We start from the raw sequence: 18,480 nt of genomic DNA, 5'->3' as shown, positions 1-18,480 counted from the left end.
GACCACTAAACACATGTGGACGCACAGCGGCGGCGTCCGGTAGGTCTATCGTCGAGGTAGCCGAGGGAGGTGAGCATGGAAACGACGATGACTCTGCGTGATGTGGCGATCGCGGCGGGGGTGACCCGCCAAGCGGTCACCAACTGGCGTCGACGCCCGACCGTCCACGGCGCTCCCACACCGTTCCCGGCACCCGTCGCTTCATTGCGCGGCGTCGAGCACTTCGACCGCGACGAGGTCATGCGCTGGCTGTCGCTCACCGGCAGAGGGACCAACGATCAGGCCGCGCTTGACGCCCCCGCGCTCACGCCGCCTGACGGGTCTGTGCTCGACGACGTCGTCGCGCTGCTTGCGCTGCGGAGCCGGATCGACCGAGACCTGGCCGAGCTCGCGCCGGACCACCTCGCGCGGCTCGCCCGCCACGTCGACCCTCAGGACCGGATGCTCGCCACCGAGATCGCAGCCATCGATCCATCGCCGGAGCTGCTGGGGTACGTCGATGAGCTGCTCGCCGCCTCGTTCGGGCCCTCGGACGCCCTGGATCGCCTCGCGTCGAGCCGGCTGTCTCGACAGCGGGCGGAGCGAGGGCTGTCCGAGGATGCGGCGACCCTCCTCGGGGCCGTCGCCACCGCGTGCCGGCAGCACCTGGGCGACGGCGCGCTCGCCGTCGACGTGCCGCATGACGCACTGCAGGCCGTCTGCCGGGACGCGCTGATCGTCGAGCCGAGGGACCGCACGGCGCGACGCCTACTGGCGATCCGCGGCAACGACACGACGTCGTCAGCGGAGAGCGTCGTCCACGTGGCGGCCATTCTCGGTCAGGACGACGACGTGCTCGACCGGGTCGACGACATCGCCGACGAGCTGGCGTCGGGCAGTGTCGGGGTGATTCTCGGCCCCTCTTCGGTGCTCTGCGATCGGCTTCGAGGTCACGACGCCGAGCGACGTCGTTCGACGCTCGCCGTCGGCAATCTCGTCGCCGCCGTGCGGTTGCCGCGGGGGATGTGGCGGCACGCCCACCGCCAGGCGCTCGGACTGTGGGTGCTGCGGGCAGGAAAGTCGGCGCATCGGATCCTGCTGGCCGACCTGACCGGCCGAGAGATCGAGATCGACGACGTCGTCGACGACGTGATCGGCGCGCTCGAGCAGTCGGATCGCCGCCAGTATCGCTACGGCCGTGCCCTGCCGTACGACCGGGCTGCGGCGGGTGACCCGCTGGTCCCGGCGGGCATGGCGCCTGCCCGCCTGCCGGGTGCTGCCACCGGTCACCGGGGCGCAGTGACGGCCGCGACGCTCGTCACGAGTGCCCCGCTCGACGGCTTCGACCTCCTCGTGACGCCAGCCGAGGCGGAGCTTGCGACCGCCCCACGGTCGCTCGGTCAGATGATCGACGAGCGGACCGCGCGTCGGATCAACGGCTCCCGCATCGACGCGACACACACGGAGCCGACCGCCACGGTGCGAGTCATGTCGGCGGTGGCGACGGATCCCGACTGGTTCATCGACCCGCTCGTCGCGGCTCAGCACTACGACCATGCCCGCCGGACGGAGCCCTCCGATGTGGTCGTCACCGCCACGCCCCGGCCGCACGCGGTCGTCGACGACATCGGGGGATCGCTCGTCCGCTACCCGAGCTTCATCGTTCGACTCGGGGAACGTGCAGCCATCGGGCCGCACGCCTTCGCTGAGTCGGTCAACCAGCTTCCCGACCAGGCAGGCGAATGGCGCGCCTGGTCGGTTCCGCGGCTCGCGCCGAACCAGGTCGAGGACGTCGAGGCCACGCTGGTGGCAGCCGAGACCTACCTGCGCGAGCTGCGACGGCGCGAAGTCGCCGCGCACGAGCTCGTACGCCATCTCGTCCAAGGGGTCGCCGTCGGCGACCTCGCACTCGTCTCCACCACCCCACGGAAGGCTGGCTGACATGCCACCCCGCACCAAGTCCGCACCTGACGCTCCCTCCACGATGAAGGAGCTCAAGGACACCCTCTGGAAGGCCGCCGACAAGCTGCGAGGCTCGCTCTCCGCCTCGCAGTACAAGGATGTCATCCTCGGCCTCGTCTTCCTCAAGTACGTCTCCGACGCCTACGAGGAGCGACGCGAGGCGATCCGCGCCGACCTCCTCGCCGAGGGCTACGACGAGTCGCAGATCACCGAGCTGATCAACGACCCCGAGGAGTACCAAGGGTACGGGGTGTTCGTGGTGCCGCCGCAGGCGCGCTGGGCGTACCTGTCGGAGAACTCGAAGGGCAAGCCTGCGATCGGCAGCGAGCCGCCCCGGACGATCGGCTCGCTCGTCAACGACGCGATGGACGTCGTCATGGGTGCCAACCCGAGCCTGGTCGGCACGCTGCCGCGTATCTATAACCGCGACAACATCGACCAGCGTCGCCTCGGCGAGCTCGTCGACCTGTTCAGCAGCACCCGGTTCAGCCGGCAGGGCGAGCACAAGGCGCGGGACCTCATGGGCGAGGTTTACGAGTACTTCCTCGGCGCGTTCGCGCGGGCGGAGGGCAAGCGCGGCGGCGAGTTCTTCACGCCACCGTCGGTGGTCAAGGTGATCGTCGAGGTGCTCGAGCCGCACGAGGGCCGCGTGTACGACCCGTGCTGCGGGTCCGGCGGCATGTTCGTGCAGACCGAGAAGTTCGTCCACGACCACGACGGCGACCCGAAGAACGTCGCGATCTACGGCCAGGAGCTCAACGAGGAGACCTGGCGGCTGGCGAAGATGAACCTCGCCATCCACGGCATCGACAACAAGGGCCTGGGCGCCCGGTGGGGCGACACCTTCGCCCGCGACCAGCATGCCGACGTCCTCATGGACTTCGTCATGGCGAACCCACCGTTCAACATCAAGGACTGGGCGCGCAACGTCGAGGACCCGCGGTGGCGGTACGGCGTTCCGCCCGCCACCAACGCGAACTACGCGTGGATCCAGCACATCCTGTCCAAGCTCGCGCCCGGCGGGCGCGCCGGCGTCGTGATGGCCAACGGGTCGATGTCGTCGAACTCCAACGGTGAGGGCGACATCCGCCGGCAGATCGTCGAGGCGGACCTCGTCTCCTGCATGGTTGCCCTGCCGACGCAGCTGTTCCGCAGCACCGGCATCCCCGTGTGCCTGTGGTTCTTCGCCAAGGACAAGACCAAGGGTGCGCAGGGGTCGATTGACCGCACCGGACAGGTGCTGTTCATCGACGCCCGCGAGCTCGGCCACATGGTCGACCGGGCCGAGCGCGACCTGTCGGCCGAGGACATCAAGCGGATTGGCGACACGTACCACCGGTGGCGGGGGGTGGTGTCAGCGGCGAGCGACTACGAAGACGTGGCGGGCTTCTGCCGATCCGTGCCGCTCAACGAGATCGAAGCCGCTGGGTACGCGCTCACGCCGGGCCGCTACGTCGGCTCGGCCGCCGGTGACGACGACGACGAGGAACTCGAAACGAGGCTCGAACGACTCCGGACCCAGCTCCTGGATGCAATGGACGGATCGGCGGCGCTCGAGAAGGTAGTGCGTGAGCAGTTGGAGCGGCTCGCATGAACGACGTGACCCTCGGCGACGGTCTTGAGGTTCTGATCGACTACCGCGGAAAGACGCCCGCCAAGCTCGGATCCGCGTTCACCGACTCGGGTGTTCCGGTCGCTTCAGCACTCCTCGTGAAGGCTGGACGCCTGGACTTGGGTGAAGCGCGCTTCGTCGATGCCGAGACCGCGGCACGTTGGATGAGCATCCCAACCGCTCGTGGAGACGTTCTTCTGACGTCCGAGGCGCCCCTCGGCAGAGTGGCACGCGTGCCGAGCGACGACCCAGTCGTTCTTGGCCAGCGCATCTTCGGTCTGCGCGGCAAGCGCGGCGTTCTGGATACGGGCTACTTGTACTACGCACTTCAGTCCGACCCCGTCCAAGCCAGCCTTCGAGGCCACGCCACTGGTACGACCGTCCTCGGGATTAGGCAAGCTGCGTTGCGCACTGTCCGCATCCCGGCTCCGGGCTGGGACGAGCAGCGGGCGATTGCTGAGGTGCTCGGGGCGCTCGACGACAAGATCGCCGCCAACGACCGCGTGGTGCGAAACATCGAGAGCCTCGCCGACGCCATCTTCCGGCGCGCCCAGTCTGCGGCGGTTGAGCCCGGAGTGACGACGTTTGGAGAAATCGCCGAAGTGTCAGGCGGCGGCACGCCATCCACGCGAGTGCCGGAGTACTGGGACGGCGGCGTTCGTTGGGCCACGCCGACTGACGTGACCCGACTCTCCGCGCCCTATCTCTCCGAGACTTCGCGCACGATCACGGACGCGGGGCTCGGCGCTTGCTCGTCAAGCACGTACCCCCCTGGGTCGATCTTGATGACGTCACGGGCGACGATTGGTGCGTTCGCCCTCGCGCAGGTTCCGGTGGCAGTAAACCAGGGCTTCATCGTGGTGAACGCGCGGAAAGCGCGGCACCAACTGTGGCTCTTCCACGACATGCGATCCCGCGTGCCAGAGTTCCTGACCCACGCGAATGGCGCAACGTTCCTGGAGCTCTCTCGCGGACGGTTCAAGTCGATTAACGTCGCCGTGCCAGATGACGATCGGATCGACGCGTTCAACGAGACCGTCCGGCCTTTGCACGACCTCGCCGCCCAGACCGTTCTCGAATCCGCCGCTGTGGCAACGACACGCGACGAGCTCCTTCCGTTGCTGATGTCGGGCAAGGTTCAGGTCCGCGATGCCGAGAAGAGGGTGGAGGAGGTGCTCTGATGGTGAGTGAGGCGGAGTGGGAGGACATCGCGCTCGAGCGGCTGTCCGAGCACGGCTGGGACACGCTCGCCGGCGCGCAGGTCGCGCCAGGCGCCGAGCTCGGCCGCTCGTCGTGGGACGACATCGTGCTGCGCGAGCGCGCGCTGGCCGCGCTGCGGCGCCTCAACCCGTTGGTGCCGGAGGGATACCTGGAGCAGGCGTTGGCGGAGGTGCTGTCGCCGGCGTCGCAGGACCCGATCGCAGAGAACTTCCGGCTGCACGAGGTGCTCGTCCACGGGTACCGCGGCATCACGTACGTCGACCCCGACGGCGTCGAGCAGAACCCGACGATCCGGTTCGTCAGCCACCGCGTCGAGGACAACGAGTGGCTGGCCGTCAACCAGATGATCATCCGCTCGGTGGAGCACGAGCGTCGCTTTGACGTCGTGCTCTACCTCAACGGTCTGCCGGTCGTCGTGGTGGAGCTGAAGAAGGCGGGCTCGCGGCACGCCGATGTGTCGGCTGCGCACGCGCAGCTCGAGACGTACCTGCGCGAGTTCCCGATGGCGTTCCGGTTCGTCGTGCTCACGATCGTCAGCGACGGCATCACGGCCCGCTACGGCACGCCGTTCACGCCGCTCAACCACTACTCGCCGTGGAACGTCGACGACGACGGCCGTCGCGTCACGCCCGGCGTCGACGTGCAGGACGACAGCCTCGGCCTGGAGATCGAGCTGCTCATCGACGGCGTCTGCAACCCCGAGCGGTTCCTGCAGCTGCAGCGCAACTTCGTCGCGTTCGACGAGGGCGCCGACGGGTACGCCAAGCGGATCGCCAAGCCGCACCAGTATTTCGCTGTCACGAAGGCGGTCGGCTCGACCGTCACCGCGGTCGAGAGCAACGGCAAGGCCGGCGTCGTCTGGCACACGCAGGGCTCCGGCAAGTCGATGGAGATGGAGCTGTACGCCCACCTCGTCGCGCTGCAGCCCAAGCTGAAGAATCCGACACTCGTCGTCGTCACGGACCGGACCGAGCTCGACAGCCAGCTATTCGAGGCTTTCAACAGGTCGCGACTGCTCCCCGAAAGCCCCACCAACGTCACATCGCGCGGGCAGCTCCGCGACGCTCTCACGACACGGGCGACCGGCGGCATCTACTTCACGACCCTGCAGAAGTTCGGGCTGACCGACGAGGAGCGCAAGGCGGGCGCAGACCATCCCCTCCTGACGGACCGGCGCAACATCATCGTCGTCGTCGACGAGGCGCACCGCAGCCACTACGACGACCTCGACGGCTACGCCCGCCACATCCGCGACGCGCTTCCGAACGCAGCGTTCATCGCGTTCACCGGTACTCCGATCTCGTTCGCCGATCGAAACACCAAGCGCGTGTTCGGCGACACGATCGACACCTACGACCTGCAGCACGCCGTCGACGACGGCGCCACGGTTCAGGTGTACTTCGAACCGAGGCTCATCTCGGTGAAGTTGGCCGGCACGGTCACCGACGAGGACCTCGACGCTGCAGCCGACGAGGCGTCGACGGGGCTCGACGAGGTCGAGCGGGAGCGGATCGAGAAGTCGGTGGCGGTCATCAACGCGGTCTACGGGGCGCCCGCACGCGTCTCCGCCCTCGCCGACGACCTGCTCGCCCATTGGCAGAAGCGGTCGGACGCCATGCGCCCGTTCCTGGAGTCTCCGGGCAAGGCGTTCATCGTCGGCGCGACTCGGGAGATCTGCGCCCAGCTCTACGACGAGATCATCGCCCGCAAGCCGGAGTGGCACGACGACGCCGTCGACAAGGGCGTCATCAAGGTCGTCTACTCCGGGTCAGCGACGGACACCGGCATCGTCGCCAAGCACGTCCGCCGCGACGCGCAGAACAAGGTCATCCAGAAGCGGCTCAAGGACGCCGAGGACCCGCTGCAGATCGTCATCGTCAAGGACATGATGCTCACCGGCTTCGACGCACCACCGCTGCACACGCTGTACCTGGATCGCCCCCTGCAGGGCGCGCTGCTGATGCAGACGCTCGCGCGCGTGAACCGCACGTTCCGCGGCAAGCCCGACGGTCTGCTCGTCGCGTACGCGCCGTTGGCGGACAACCTCAACAAGGCGCTCGCCGAGTACACCGAACGGGACCAGGAGAAGAAGCCTGTCGGTCGGAACATCGACGAAGCGGCGGTACTGGCGCGGACTCTCATCGAGTCGCTGGACGCCATCTGCGCGGGCTACCCGTGGCAGGAGCAGATAGGCGCGGACGCCCGCAGCTGGATCAAGGCCGCCGTCGGTGTCACCAACTACCTGCGTTCTCCGGCGACGGCCGGCAACCAGGTAGCGGACGGCGACGAGACGCTCGGCGTCCGCTTCCGCCGACTGGCGAACCAGCTCGCCAGGGCCTGGGCGCTCGCGGCCGGTTCCGAGACGCTCGACGACCTCCGTAGGACGGCGAAGTTCTACGAAGAGGTCAGGGTCTGGATGGCCAAGTTCGACGCCCAGGAGCGTCAGGCGTCCGGCGAGCCCGTGCCCGAGGAGATCAGCCGGATGCTCGCGGGTCTCGTCGCGTCCGCTACCGCGACCGGCGAGATCGTCGACATCTACGAGGCCGCGGGCCTTCCCAAGCCCTCGCTGTCGGATCTCGGCCCTGAGTACGTGCATCGAGCGCAGCAGGCCGAGAATGCGCACCTGGCGATCGAGGCGTTGCGCGATCTGCTCACCGAAGAGTCCGCGCGGGTCACGCAGAACAGCCTGGTCCGGCACCGCGCGTTCTCGGAGAAGCTCAAGGAGCTGATGAACCGCTACACCAACCAGCAGCTGACGTCGGCTGAGGTCATCGCCGAGCTCATCGAGCTCGCGAAGGAGGTCGCAGCCGAAGCGCATCGCGGCGAGCAGTTCACGCCCCCGCTCAACTCAGACGAGCTCGCCTTCTACGACGCGGTTGCGGCGAACGAGTCGGCCGTCGAGATCCAGGGGGACGACGTGCTCGCGCAGATCGCTCGCGAGCTGGTTGAGGTCATGCGCCGCGACATCAAGACCGACTGGACCGTTCGCGATGATGTGCGCGCGAAGCTCCGCTCGTCGATCAAGCGGCTACTCGTCAAGTACAAGTACCCGCCGGACAAGCAGCCCGGCGCGATCACGCTTGTGATGGAGCAGATGGAGAGCATGGCGCCGCGCATGGCGTCCGGAAAGTCGGCACTGGAGATGGCGTCCTGATGCCGTTGACCGCTTGATACCTCTTCAGGTCAAGTGCTCCCAAGCCGATGACAGGTCGTAGTGGAGCCGGACGCAAGAGACGCCTCAGAGCGGAGGTCAGAAGTCGTGGACTCAGGGTCTACACCTGCGAGCTTCGGCTATCATCCGATCGTTGACGACGTCTCAGCGGTGCTGTCGCGCGGACGTTTCTCTCGGGCGTTGGTGCTCGATGAGCCTGTCGTCGACCTCATCGACCACGTCGGCCAGTGCCGGGCGCTGTGGGACGCGGACGTTCCCTTGCCCGCCGGCCTGTACTGGTTCGACGGCATCGACGAGCCACTTCTGCTGCAGGTCGGCCTGGGCACCGGCTCAGGGGCCGCCACGTCGCTCCCGGTTGACGAGCTGACGGACGACCATCCCCTTGCCCACGCCTTCGGGTGGGCGGAGCACTACTGGACGACCGCGACGGATGTTCCCAAGCCCAAGTTCTCGGTGCAAGAGTCCGCGATCACCGTGCCCGGCGGTGTCGACGTCATCATTCGGCGCCGACGCTTCGTCGGCGGGCAGTGGAATTACGCGGTCTTCCACGGCGGGCGGTCAGAGCAAGTCCTCGAGAGCAAGCTTGCTGCGGTGCCTCAGAACGACGACCCCGTGACCTGGGTCAGGGGCAGCGCGGCGTCCGTCGAGCGCTTCGGGGCGACGCTGACCCGCAGCAAGCTCCGCGGCAGGTTCGCGGACACCCTCTACTCGTTCCGCGCGACCCGGACCACGTTCCGTCCGTACCAGTTCAAGCCCGTGCTCAAACTGCTGCAGACGGGCAAGGCGCGGCTCCTCGTCGCGGACGAGGTCGGACTCGGCAAGACCATCGAGGCAGGACTGATCTGGACAGAACTGGAGGCTCGACGCGAGGCCGATCGCGTCCTCGTCGTCTGCCCGTCCTCGCTGCTGGGCAAGTGGAAGGAGGAGATGGAGGAGCGGTTCGGCTTCGACCTGACCGAGCTGGACACCGCCGGCCTGACCAGCTTCCTCGAGCGCTTCCGGGAAGGGCGGCTTCCCAAGCGACAGTCGTACATCTGCACCCTCGAACGTCTGCGCACCTGGAGTGGTCTCGCCGAGCTGGCGACGACACCGCCCGCGTTCGATCTCGTCATCGTCGACGAGGCGCACTCGATGCGAAACTCGAACACGAAGAGCTACGAGCTTGGCACGCAGCTCGCCGAGTGGGCTGACTCCTTGGTGTTCCTCACCGCGACGCCGATCAACCTCCGACAGGAAGACCTGCTCAACCTGCTCGAGCTGCTCGCACCGGAGGACTACGACGACCTCGCGGACCTCCAGCTTCGCCTCGAGCCGAACGCCGTCCTGCATCGCATCGGGACGCTGTTGAACGACCCGACATCAACCGCCGCCGACCGGGTGGAGGCGCTCGCCCGCCTCGGCGACAGCACCTACGGCATGGTGCTCGCACGTCGGCCCGATGTGCCGCTCCTGCGCAAGGTGCTCGAGAAGGAAGAGATGTCGCCTGCGGACGTCGTGGAGGCGCGACGGCACCTGGCCGACTTGAACTCGCTGTCCACCGTTATCACCCGCACCAAGAAAGCCGAGGTCGACGAGCGGAAGGCAATCCGCGAACCCCGGGCGGGCGAGGTGACGTGGACACCCGAAGAGGCCGCCTTCTACGACGAGTACGTGGCCTGGTGTCGGGCTCGTGCCAATGCCGTCGGCATGCCCGTCTACTTCGCGATGCAGATGCCGCTGCGCCTCGCGAGCGCGTGCCTGCCCATGGCGCGTAAGGCCGTGCTGGACCCCGTCGGATTCGGAGCAATCGTCGACGCCGACGCCGACGGTCAGGCCGTCCAGGTGGATCCGCACGCCGCACTCATCGCCGCGGCGAAAGCGCTGGCACCTGAGGTCGACTCCAAGTTCGACCTCCTGCTGCCGATCCTGACCTCGCTCGTCGACGAAGGCCGCCGCGCCCTGCTGTTCACGTTCTCCAAGCCGACGCTCGCCTACCTGCGAGACCGGCTCGCGCCACACATGAGGGTCGCGATCATGCACGGAGGCGTCCGCCGGGATGAGCGACGTCGCATCATGGCGGCGTTCCGCCGAGGTGAGTACGACGTCGTGCTCGCCAACCGGGTGGCCAGCGAAGGTCTGGACTTCGAGTTCTGCTCGGCGGTGATCAACTACGACCTTCCGTGGAACCCGATGGAGATCGAGCAGCGCATCGGTCGCATCGACCGCATCGGGCAGCCCGAGGAGAAGATCCTCGTCGTCAACTTCTACAACGAGGCGACCATCGACGAGCGGATCCTCATCCGAGTGCTCGAACGCATCAAGATCTTCGAGTCCTCGATCGGAGCGCTCGAACCGATCATCGAGTCGCAGATGCCCGCGCTTCGAGCGGCCTTCGACTTCGACCTGACCGAGGACGAGCGCGAGCGGAAGGTACAGCGAGTTCTCGAAGCGATCGAGAACCAGCGTGCCGGACTGCGCGAGGTCGCGGATGCATCCTCGGCGCTCATGGTCAGCAACGACGTGGACGTCTCGGGGCTCGAGGACGACCTCATCCGGACCGGGCGCTACGTCGGACAGCGCGAGCTCGGCCTGCTGCTCGACGACTGGGCCAAGACGGACGGCGCCGAAGGCGTGGCCTTCACCGCCGACGGGCAGGCGCTGACCTTGCGCGGGAACCCCGCGATGGCCGAACGCCTCGACCAGCTCGCGCGTTCCGGTCGCCGGTCGCGCGCCGAACTCGAACCGCTCACCGCGGGCCTTCGCAACGAACTTCCACTGACGTTCGTCCTCGACCAGGAACGGGCCCGCACCGGCGGGGGCGATCTGCTCACCGCCACCAGCCCGCTGGTGATGTCAGCAGTGGACGTCCCCGGGCACCGGCAAGCACGATTCGCGAGCATCCGGATCGTCGACCGCGAGGCGGTCGCGCCGGCGGGGACCTACGTGGTCGTGCTCAGCCAGGCCCTCGCCGCCTCGCGGGGAGGAGACGAGATCTGGGGCACGGCCGTTGACCTGACCGGTCGCCAAGCTCCGACGGAGGTTGTCGACCTAGTCTTGGCCGGTCTCGCGAAGGGCGCGCTCGAACAGGGCAGAGAGCCGGCAACACCCGAGGACCTGGTCAGGCCGGCCTCACGCGCCCGCGATCTGCTCGACATCCGACACGACCGGGAGCAGGCCCGGCGGGACGCCGAGGCTCGCGCGCTCTCCGAGGCGCGCAAGGTGGTTCTCTCCGACCAGTACGACCGTCGCGTACGCACCATCGAGCAGCGCATCCGCACGGCCCGCTCGCGCGGCCGTCACGCCTCCGCGATTCGACTGTTCGAGAGCCAGCGAGCACGCGCCACCGAGCGACACGCCGCGCTCCTCGCGGACCTCGAGGCGCAAGCCCACCCCGAGATCCGGCTGGAGCCACTCGCGGTCTGCCTTCTGGAGGTCAGCGATGGCGAGTGACCCTCACGCCCAGGAGCTCGCCGACGAGCGCGCTGCCGAGAACCAGTACAAGGAGGCGATGGATCGTCGAGCCCGCATGCCGATCCCTACTCAGGGCGCGCGCAACACGCTGTGGACCGGGACAGGCCAGGTCAAGCTCCCCGTCGGAGGATTCGGGCAGTTCGTGGGTCGAGTCGCCCTTGTCGGGCCCGACCCGGAGCACCTGGACGGCCGGTCGGACTTCTACATCGGGGACGGCCACTACGAGCTCGACGGCGTCGAGGTTTTTCATTGGTCCGCGCGAGTCGCGTGCACGTTCTTCCGGGGCAGCACCCACCACCCGCTGTGCGAACGGGTCGCGGTCATCCGCACGTACGCCCACAGGAACGGCGGCATCTCGGAGTTCTACGACGAGGCGATCGTTGACGACCCGCCGGGTGTCCCGTTCCGGCGGCGCGTCCTCAGTATTCCGGCGGCGCCGACCCGGGCGGTGCTGCCCACAACCGGGCGCAGCCTGTCGACGAAACCTGCGGCCCAATCCGCGCCGGGCAAGTCCGATGCTGCAAAAACGCAGCCCCTGGGTCCGGAACCCGTGAAGGCAGCGTCTGCCAAGGGGCCGGGCAGCCCCGAGAAGGACGGGCTTAGGGCGGCCGACTTGCTTCACGCGCGCCTAGCTGCGCCACGGAGCGACCAACTCGCGTCGGTACTCTCCACCCTGCAGCCCGACCAGTACGAAGTCGTCGCAGCGCCGGGTCGCACGAACTGCATCATCGAAGGGCAACCCGGCACCGGCAAGACGATCATCGCGGCCCATCGCGCAGCGTTCCTCGTCAGCCCTGCGATCGAGGATCAGGACAAGCCCGAAGGAAAGGTGATGCTCGTCGGCCCGTCCAGGCAGTACTCGCACCACGTCGCGCACCTGCTAGAGCGGCTTGCGCCCGCAACTCGAGACCTGATCGTCGTGTCACTTCAGGAACTCCTCGAACAACTCACCGGACGCTCGGAGAATCGCGTCTGGGGACCGCCTTCTTACTCCTGGCAAGACGTCAGCCAGGAACTGGCCGACTTCGCATTCAAGGCCTGGCGTCGAATCACGAGCGCGGGTCGGCCCAAATACGCCAAGCTGCGGGACGCCGTCGAACACGTCTACGAGACGCTTCGCGTCAACGGCGGCGACCGCCCCCTCACGACCGAGCACGAATGGCGCGAGTACCTGCGACGCTTGCCACGCTTTCGCGACGCCCAGGATGACCGTTCTCTCCAGCCCCTGCTCGCCTATATCGGCGGCCAGGTCCAGCCGTTGCGCGCACTGCAGGGCATCGGACATGTGATCGTCGACGAAGCTCAGGACGTGCATCCCCTCGAGTGGGCCGTACTGACCGAGATCAACGCCGGCGGATACTGGACGCTATTGGGCGACTTGAACCAGCGCCGCTCGGATCACACCGAAGGCAGTTGGAAGAACGTCGCGGCGGCGCTCGCGATCGAGGACGAGGACCTGCCGCTCGTGCGGCTGCAGCGCGGCTACCGCTCGACCCGACCGATCATCCAGTTCGCCAACAAGCTGCTTCCGAAGACTGAGCGCGAGTTGGCGTCGCTGCAGAACGAGGGCCCAGAGCCGCTCGTGGTGACGACCAAGACACTGTCGCCAGAAGCCGTCGCCCAGGCGTCCGGCCTGCTCGACCGGCATCCGCACGGGACGGTGGCGATCATCGACACCGACCCAGAGCCCACCCGCGAGGAACTGCGCGCTCGCGGCTGGATCGCCGACCGTGCCGATGTGACCAGGTGGCGGCGCGACAGCCGAATGCTGACGGTCATCGACCCGGACCACGCGCGCGGGCTGGAGTTCGATGGAGTCGTCGTCGTCGAGCCATGGGCCTTCCCGCCGAACTTAGGGCGGCAAGGCCAGCTCTACACCGCGCTGACGCGACCGAACCGGGAACTCGTAATCGTCCATCAGAAGCCACTGCCCGAGGAACTGCGAGGACGACGGAGATAGGCGTCGCCCACCGCGATAGTCAGTCATGGCACGACGAAGGGAACAGGGGATGGCGTTCCAGACGCCCAAGAGCATCGAAGAGATGCTGACGTCGATCCACAAGCACGAGTACCTCATGCCGGCGATCCAGCGCGAGTTCGTCTGGGGCCCGCAGCAGATCATCCGGCTCGTCGACAGCCTCATGCGCGGGTACCCGGTTGGGTCGTTCCTGCTGTGGGAAGTCCAACCGCAGACGGCGCAGTCGTACACCTTCTACGAGTTCCTGACCCACTTCCACGAGCGAGACAACCCATACGCCGGCAAGGCGACGGTGCCGGCCGGCGCGGGGACCGTCGCCGTGCTCGACGGGCAGCAGCGCCTCACGTCGCTCAACATCGCGCTGTACGGCAGCTTCGCGGAGAAGAAGAAGTACGCGTGGTGGAGCAGCCCCGATGCCTTCCCGGTCAAGCGGCTCTACCTCAACATTGCCAACGATCCCCAGGATGAGGAGTTGGGCCTGCGGTACGACCTGCAGTTCTTCACCGACAAGGAAGCTGCGCCGAACGAAGGTGAGCCGCATGTCTGGTTCCGCGTCGGTGCCGTGCTCGACCTCGCGAACTCCGGTCCCGCGATCATGCACGAGCTTGACTCACGCGGCATCGCGAACTCCACATCGGCCTTCCAGCGCCTCTACGACTTGTACGAGGCCGTCCGCGTGCTCAAGCCGATGAACTACTTCCTGGTCACGGACCAAGACCCCGACAAGGTCTTGGAGATCTTCGTCCGAGTGAATAGCGGCGGCACGCCGCTGTCCTACTCCGACCTGCTGCTATCGATGGCGACCAACCAGTGGAAGGACCTCGACGCACGCGAAGAAGTCCGCTCCCTGGTCAGCGAGATCAACACCAACGCCGGACGTCAGTTCGCGTTCACCAAGGACCTCGTGCTGAAGTCCGCCCTGGCGATCGCGGGCGTCGACCTCCGGTTCAAAGTCTCGAACTTCACACAGGCAAACATGGCCGCAGTCGAAGCGGTGTGGCCTGCTACCCGCTCAGCCCTCCTGCGCGCGGCCACCCTGCTGCAGCAGTTCGGCTACAACGAGCGCAACCTCACGGCAAGCAGCGTGATCATCCCGCTCGCGTACTACCTGCATCGTCGCGGTGTCGGCGACGGCTATCTCGACGCGACCAAGCACGCCCCCGATCGCCTCGCCGTGCACGGCTGGGTGACGCGGTCGCTGATCAAGCGCGGGGTCTGGGGTTCCGGACTGGACACGCTGCTCACGCGCATCCGCGAGGTCCTATCAGTCCACGCCGCGGGAGGGTTCCCCGTTGCTGAGGTTGAAGCCGCAATGGCATCTGCCGGGAAGGCGCTGTCATTCGAAGCGTCGGAGATCGACGAGCTGCTCAACCTCAAGTACGGCGGCCAGCGCACGTTCTCGGTCCTGTCCGTACTCTACCCGGGCCTCGACCTGAGCAAGCAGTTCCACGAGGACCACATCTTCCCGAGATCGAGATTCACCCGGAAGAAGCTGGCCGCCGTCGGCGTGCCCCCGGACAAGATCGAGCACTTTATCGACTTGTGCGACTTGCTGCCGAACCTCCAACTGCTGGCGGGCACCGCGAACGTCGAGAAGCAGGACATGCTCCCGGCGGAATGGATTTCTTCGGCGTTCCCCACACCGCAGAGGGCGCAGACGTACGTCAACGACAACGACCTCGCCGAGCTGCCGGAGGGCATCACCGAGTTCGACGCGTTCTTCGACCTGCGCAAGAGCAAACTCCGAGATCGACTCACGAAGGCGCTCGGCGTGCCCAACCGGATCGGTGCAACCGTCTCGACGCCATACCCATTGCGGGTGGCTTCAGAGTGACACTAGAGTGGCTTCACTTCGACACTACCGGGCCCACGCCCTGCCGGACCCACCGCCGGAGCACACACGACGTCGGCGGCAGGGCAAGGAAGGAACGCCACCATGCCCACGCTCACCCTGCGCCTCGACGAGGAGACATTGGCCGCCCTGCGTAAGCAGGCCGAGATCGAGCACCGCTCCATGAACGACGTCACCGTCCTCGCGATCCGGGACCGCGCTGCGGCCGTCACCCGCCGGGCCGAGCGCACGGTGATCATCGGTGAGCTCATCGAGGGCAACCGAGAGCTCCTGGAGCGACTCTCTCGATGACCTCGACGCCGCTCGCCTATCCCGAGCTCGCCGACGCTCTCGACATCTGCGAGCAGCTGCGGCTGCACATCCGGGACGTCGGCGCGCTGGCTTCCGCCATCGAACGCCCGGCCCAGGTCGTGTGGGGCACAGAGGCATACGTCGGGATCCACGCCAAGGCTGCGGCCCTGCTCGAGGCGATCAACCGCTCGCACCCGCTGGTCGACGGGAACAAACGACTGTCGATCCTGCTCGTCCTCCTGCTCTACCGGCTCAACGGCTTCGACCTCGCGATCGACCCCGAGGACGGCGACGCGTTCGTCCGCGAGGTCGGGGGCGACGTACATCCGGAGCTGGCCACCATCACGTCGTGGTTGGAGGCGAGGGCTACCCCTCGCTGAGGCTGGGGACAGCCGCGCGGTCCGAGGCGCTCGCGACGATGGCGTCGCCGGCGCGGAACCAGTCGACGTCCACGTGCCCACCGGTCTCGGCCGTGGCGTAGCAGAAGATCGCGAACCGGTACCCGGTGAAGTGGTCGAGGCTGTACTCCATCGCCAGGTCGTCGCCGATCGGCGTCCAGGTGGCGCCGTCCAGCGAGTACGCGAACGTGGCGCGGTCGGCGGCGTCTCGGAAGTCCACATCCACGCGGAGCAGGACCGTCTCGGCCGTCAGGGGCACGGGCGCACTGGTGAAGGCGACGTGCCCCTGCCGGTCGGCGCGGCGCATCACGAGCCGGCGCGCGCCGTCGGCCATCTCGACGGCGACGTACCCGTACTTCTGCTGGTAGGCGGACAGGCCGGCGACGTCGCCGTCCTTCATGCCGGAGACGTCGAGCGAGATCGCCGCGGCGCTCGTCGGACCGTACGTGCGCTGGGTGAGCGTGTTGCGTGCGTCGAGGATGCCCGACGCGAGGCTGCCGGTGGTGAGCCGCAGATGGCCGGGCCGGTCGGTGAGCGACCAGAACCGGTTGTCCGGGTTGTGGTTCCACTGCCAGGACAGCCCGAGGCTCGAGCCGTTCCAGGCGTTCTCGTCCGACGCCGTCAGGGCACCGGGGTCCGCGGTGCTCCAGTAGCCGGCCGGCGTGGGGCGGTTGTCGAAGTCGTCCGAGACGAGCAGGTCGGTCGCTCGCACGGACGTCGCCGCTCCGGGGTCGGTCGTCCCCGCGTCGAGCGTGTAGACGGGCCATCCGTCCTCGTCCCAGGACACGCGCGCGAGCTGGGGTGAGCGCCCGAGCGGGCCCTCGTCCTGGAACAGCATCGCGTACCACTGCCCGTCGGGCGCCTGGACGACGCCGCCCTGGGCGACGCCGTCGCCCTGTCGCCCCGCGACCGGCACGGCCCGGGCGAGGACGACCCTGCCCTCCCAGTCACCGCCCTCGGACTGCGGTGTCAACGACGTCGAGCGCCACACGACCTGCTGGCGGATCCCGTCGGTCGGCCACTCGATCATGAACACGTAGTAGCTGCCGGCGATCTTGTACGCGTGCGCGCCCTCGGCGTGCAGCCCGCTGCTCTGGTCGACGTCGGCGTGCTCGACGAGCCGCGTCGCCGGACCGTCCCAGGCGAAGGTCCCGTCGTCGCCCCGGCGGAGCCGGCGCAGGTCGATCACTCCCCCGCCGTAGACGAGGAAGACGTCGTCGCCGTCGAACAGCAGCGACTGGTCGTGGGCGTAGCCGTCGAGGACCGACCTCGTCCACGGCCCGTGCTCGATGCTGGGCGTGGCGAAGACGTACGTCATGTCGGTGGTCAGGCTCCCGACCGAGACGTAGTACGTCCCCTCGTGGTACCTGATGCTCGCGGCCCAGCTGCCCTGTCCGTAGGCGTTGCGGCCGTGGCGCAGGGCGAGCGCGTCCGTGTCGTCGAGGATCGGGCCGGTGTACCCGACGATCGACCAGTGCACCAGGTCGTCCGAGCGCATGATCGGCACGCTCGGCGCGAAGTACATGGTCGTGCTGACCATGTAGTAGTACCGACCGTCGTGGACGACGTCCGGGTCGGGGACGTCCGCGAGGACGACCGGGTTGACGACGGTGAGCGGCCGGTCGCCCGGCCCCATCAGCGCAAGCCCAGGCTGACGGTGACGTAGGAGTGGGCGGGGACGTCGACCTCGAGCCCGCGTGCGTGCGGCCGCACGCCGACGTGAGGCCGCGGTGCGACCGCGTCGCGCTGCTGCGGCGTGTTGTGCGCGTCGAGGGCGGACGCGGTCAGGACCCGCGCGTCGTGCCCGACGACGTCGCGACCGCGCAGGTCGAGCACGACCGTGCGGTCGTTCTCCGTGTCGAGGTTCGACAGCGAGACCAGTGCGGCGTCGTCCTTGACCGACGCGGAGGCCGAGACCAGGGGCAGCTCGGTCCCGTCGACGACACGCGTCTGCACACCACGCAGGTGCACGGCGAGGGCTGCGGCGTCGTGGTGCCCGGCGTTCATCGCGAACACGTGGTACGTGGGGGTGAGCACGAGCGCGCCGGTGTCCGGGTCCGTCAGGATCATCGCCTGCAGCACGTTGACGGTCTGCGCGATGTTCGCCATCACGACCCGCTCCGCGTGCCGGTGGAACGCGTCGAGGTGGGTCGACGCGACGAGCGCGTCGCGCAGCGTGTTCTGCTGGTACAGGAAGCCGGGGTTGGTGCCCTTCTCGACGTTCCACCAGGTGCCCCACTCGTCGACGACGAGGCCCACCTTGCGGTGCGGGTCGTACCGGTCCATCACCGTCGAGTGGCGGGTGAGCAGCTCCTCCATGCGGTGCGCCCTGGCCATCGTCGTGTACCACTCGTCGGTGCTGAAGCCCGTGGCGTCGCCCTTGTCGCCCCACGAGCCCGACATCGTGTAGTAGTGCAGCGAGACGGCCTGGAACGGACCGGCGGGCGCGGCCGGGTCGGCGGCGAGGTCGTCGAACGAGCGCATGAGTGCCTCGGTCCAGTGCAGGTCACCCGAGTCCGCGCCGGCGGCGATCCGGTACAGGATGTTGCCGCCGTGGTTGCGCGA

11 protein-coding genes are annotated in these 18,480 nt (G+C 67.9%); 9 read left to right on the top strand and 2 right to left on the bottom strand.

What is annotated here, in order from left to right; translation table 11 throughout:
- Positions 1–75: 75 nt before the first annotated feature.
- From CUD01_RS04545 to CUD01_RS04505, 9 genes are all read left to right on the top strand, one after another.
- Positions 76–1,920, top strand: a complete 1,845-nt coding sequence (locus CUD01_RS04545) for a hypothetical protein (RefSeq protein WP_141319093.1) — start codon at positions 76–78, stop codon at positions 1,918–1,920.
- Position 1,921: 1 nt separating this feature from the next.
- Positions 1,922–3,535: a class I SAM-dependent DNA methyltransferase gene (locus CUD01_RS04540; protein ID WP_141319091.1), complete on the top strand. Its 1,614-nt coding sequence runs from the start codon at positions 1,922–1,924 to the stop codon at positions 3,533–3,535.
- Positions 3,532–4,734, top strand: coding sequence for a restriction endonuclease subunit S (locus CUD01_RS04535; protein ID WP_141319089.1), 1,203 nt, complete (start codon positions 3,532–3,534; stop codon positions 4,732–4,734). The genes CUD01_RS04540 and CUD01_RS04535 overlap by 4 nt, the downstream gene beginning before the upstream one ends.
- Positions 4,734–7,928 (top strand): type I restriction endonuclease subunit R, encoded by a 3,195-nt coding sequence (locus tag CUD01_RS04530; RefSeq protein WP_141319087.1) that lies wholly within the window; start codon positions 4,734–4,736, stop codon positions 7,926–7,928. Before CUD01_RS04535 ends, CUD01_RS04530 begins: the two co-directional genes overlap by 1 nt.
- 105 nt (positions 7,929–8,033) lie before the next feature.
- Positions 8,034–11,375 (top strand): helicase-related protein, encoded by a 3,342-nt coding sequence (locus CUD01_RS04525; RefSeq protein ID WP_166772010.1) that lies wholly within the window; start codon positions 8,034–8,036, stop codon positions 11,373–11,375.
- The gene (locus tag CUD01_RS04520) at positions 11,365–13,356 is read left to right on the top strand and encodes an AAA family ATPase (protein WP_141319083.1); all 1,992 of its coding nucleotides are present in this window, start codon (positions 11,365–11,367) and stop codon (positions 13,354–13,356) included. Before CUD01_RS04525 ends, CUD01_RS04520 begins: the two co-directional genes overlap by 11 nt.
- Before the next feature lie 49 nt (positions 13,357–13,405).
- On the top strand, positions 13,406–15,208 hold the full coding sequence (locus CUD01_RS04515; RefSeq protein WP_141319081.1) for a DUF262 domain-containing protein: 1,803 nt from the start codon (positions 13,406–13,408) through the stop codon (positions 15,206–15,208).
- Positions 15,209–15,310: 102 nt separating this feature from the next.
- Positions 15,311–15,517 carry an Arc family DNA-binding protein gene (locus tag CUD01_RS04510; RefSeq protein WP_141319079.1) on the top strand — a complete coding sequence of 69 codons (207 nt, stop codon included), beginning with the start codon at positions 15,311–15,313 and terminating at the stop codon, positions 15,515–15,517.
- Positions 15,514–15,897, top strand: a complete 384-nt coding sequence (locus CUD01_RS04505) for a type II toxin-antitoxin system death-on-curing family toxin (RefSeq protein ID WP_141319077.1) — start codon at positions 15,514–15,516, stop codon at positions 15,895–15,897. Before CUD01_RS04510 ends, CUD01_RS04505 begins: the two co-directional genes overlap by 4 nt.
- Here CUD01_RS04505 and CUD01_RS04500 read toward each other — a convergent pair.
- The gene (locus tag CUD01_RS04500) at positions 15,884–17,551 is read right to left on the bottom strand and encodes a glycoside hydrolase family 43 protein (protein ID WP_141319075.1); all 1,668 of its coding nucleotides are present in this window, start codon (positions 17,549–17,551) and stop codon (positions 15,884–15,886) included. The two genes, CUD01_RS04505 and CUD01_RS04500, sit on opposite strands and share 14 nt — an antisense overlap.
- Positions 17,551–18,480 (bottom strand): alpha-L-arabinofuranosidase C-terminal domain-containing protein (locus tag CUD01_RS04495; RefSeq protein ID WP_280525803.1); only part of this gene is annotated, 930 nt, incomplete at its 5' end. The genes CUD01_RS04500 and CUD01_RS04495, both read right to left, overlap by 1 nt.

It is taken from the genome of Cellulomonas uda (assembly GCF_006538705.1).
GTDB classification, from domain to species: domain Bacteria; phylum Actinomycetota; class Actinomycetes; order Actinomycetales; family Cellulomonadaceae; genus Cellulomonas; species Cellulomonas uda.
This window is presented reverse-complemented; position numbering and strand designations above follow the sequence as displayed.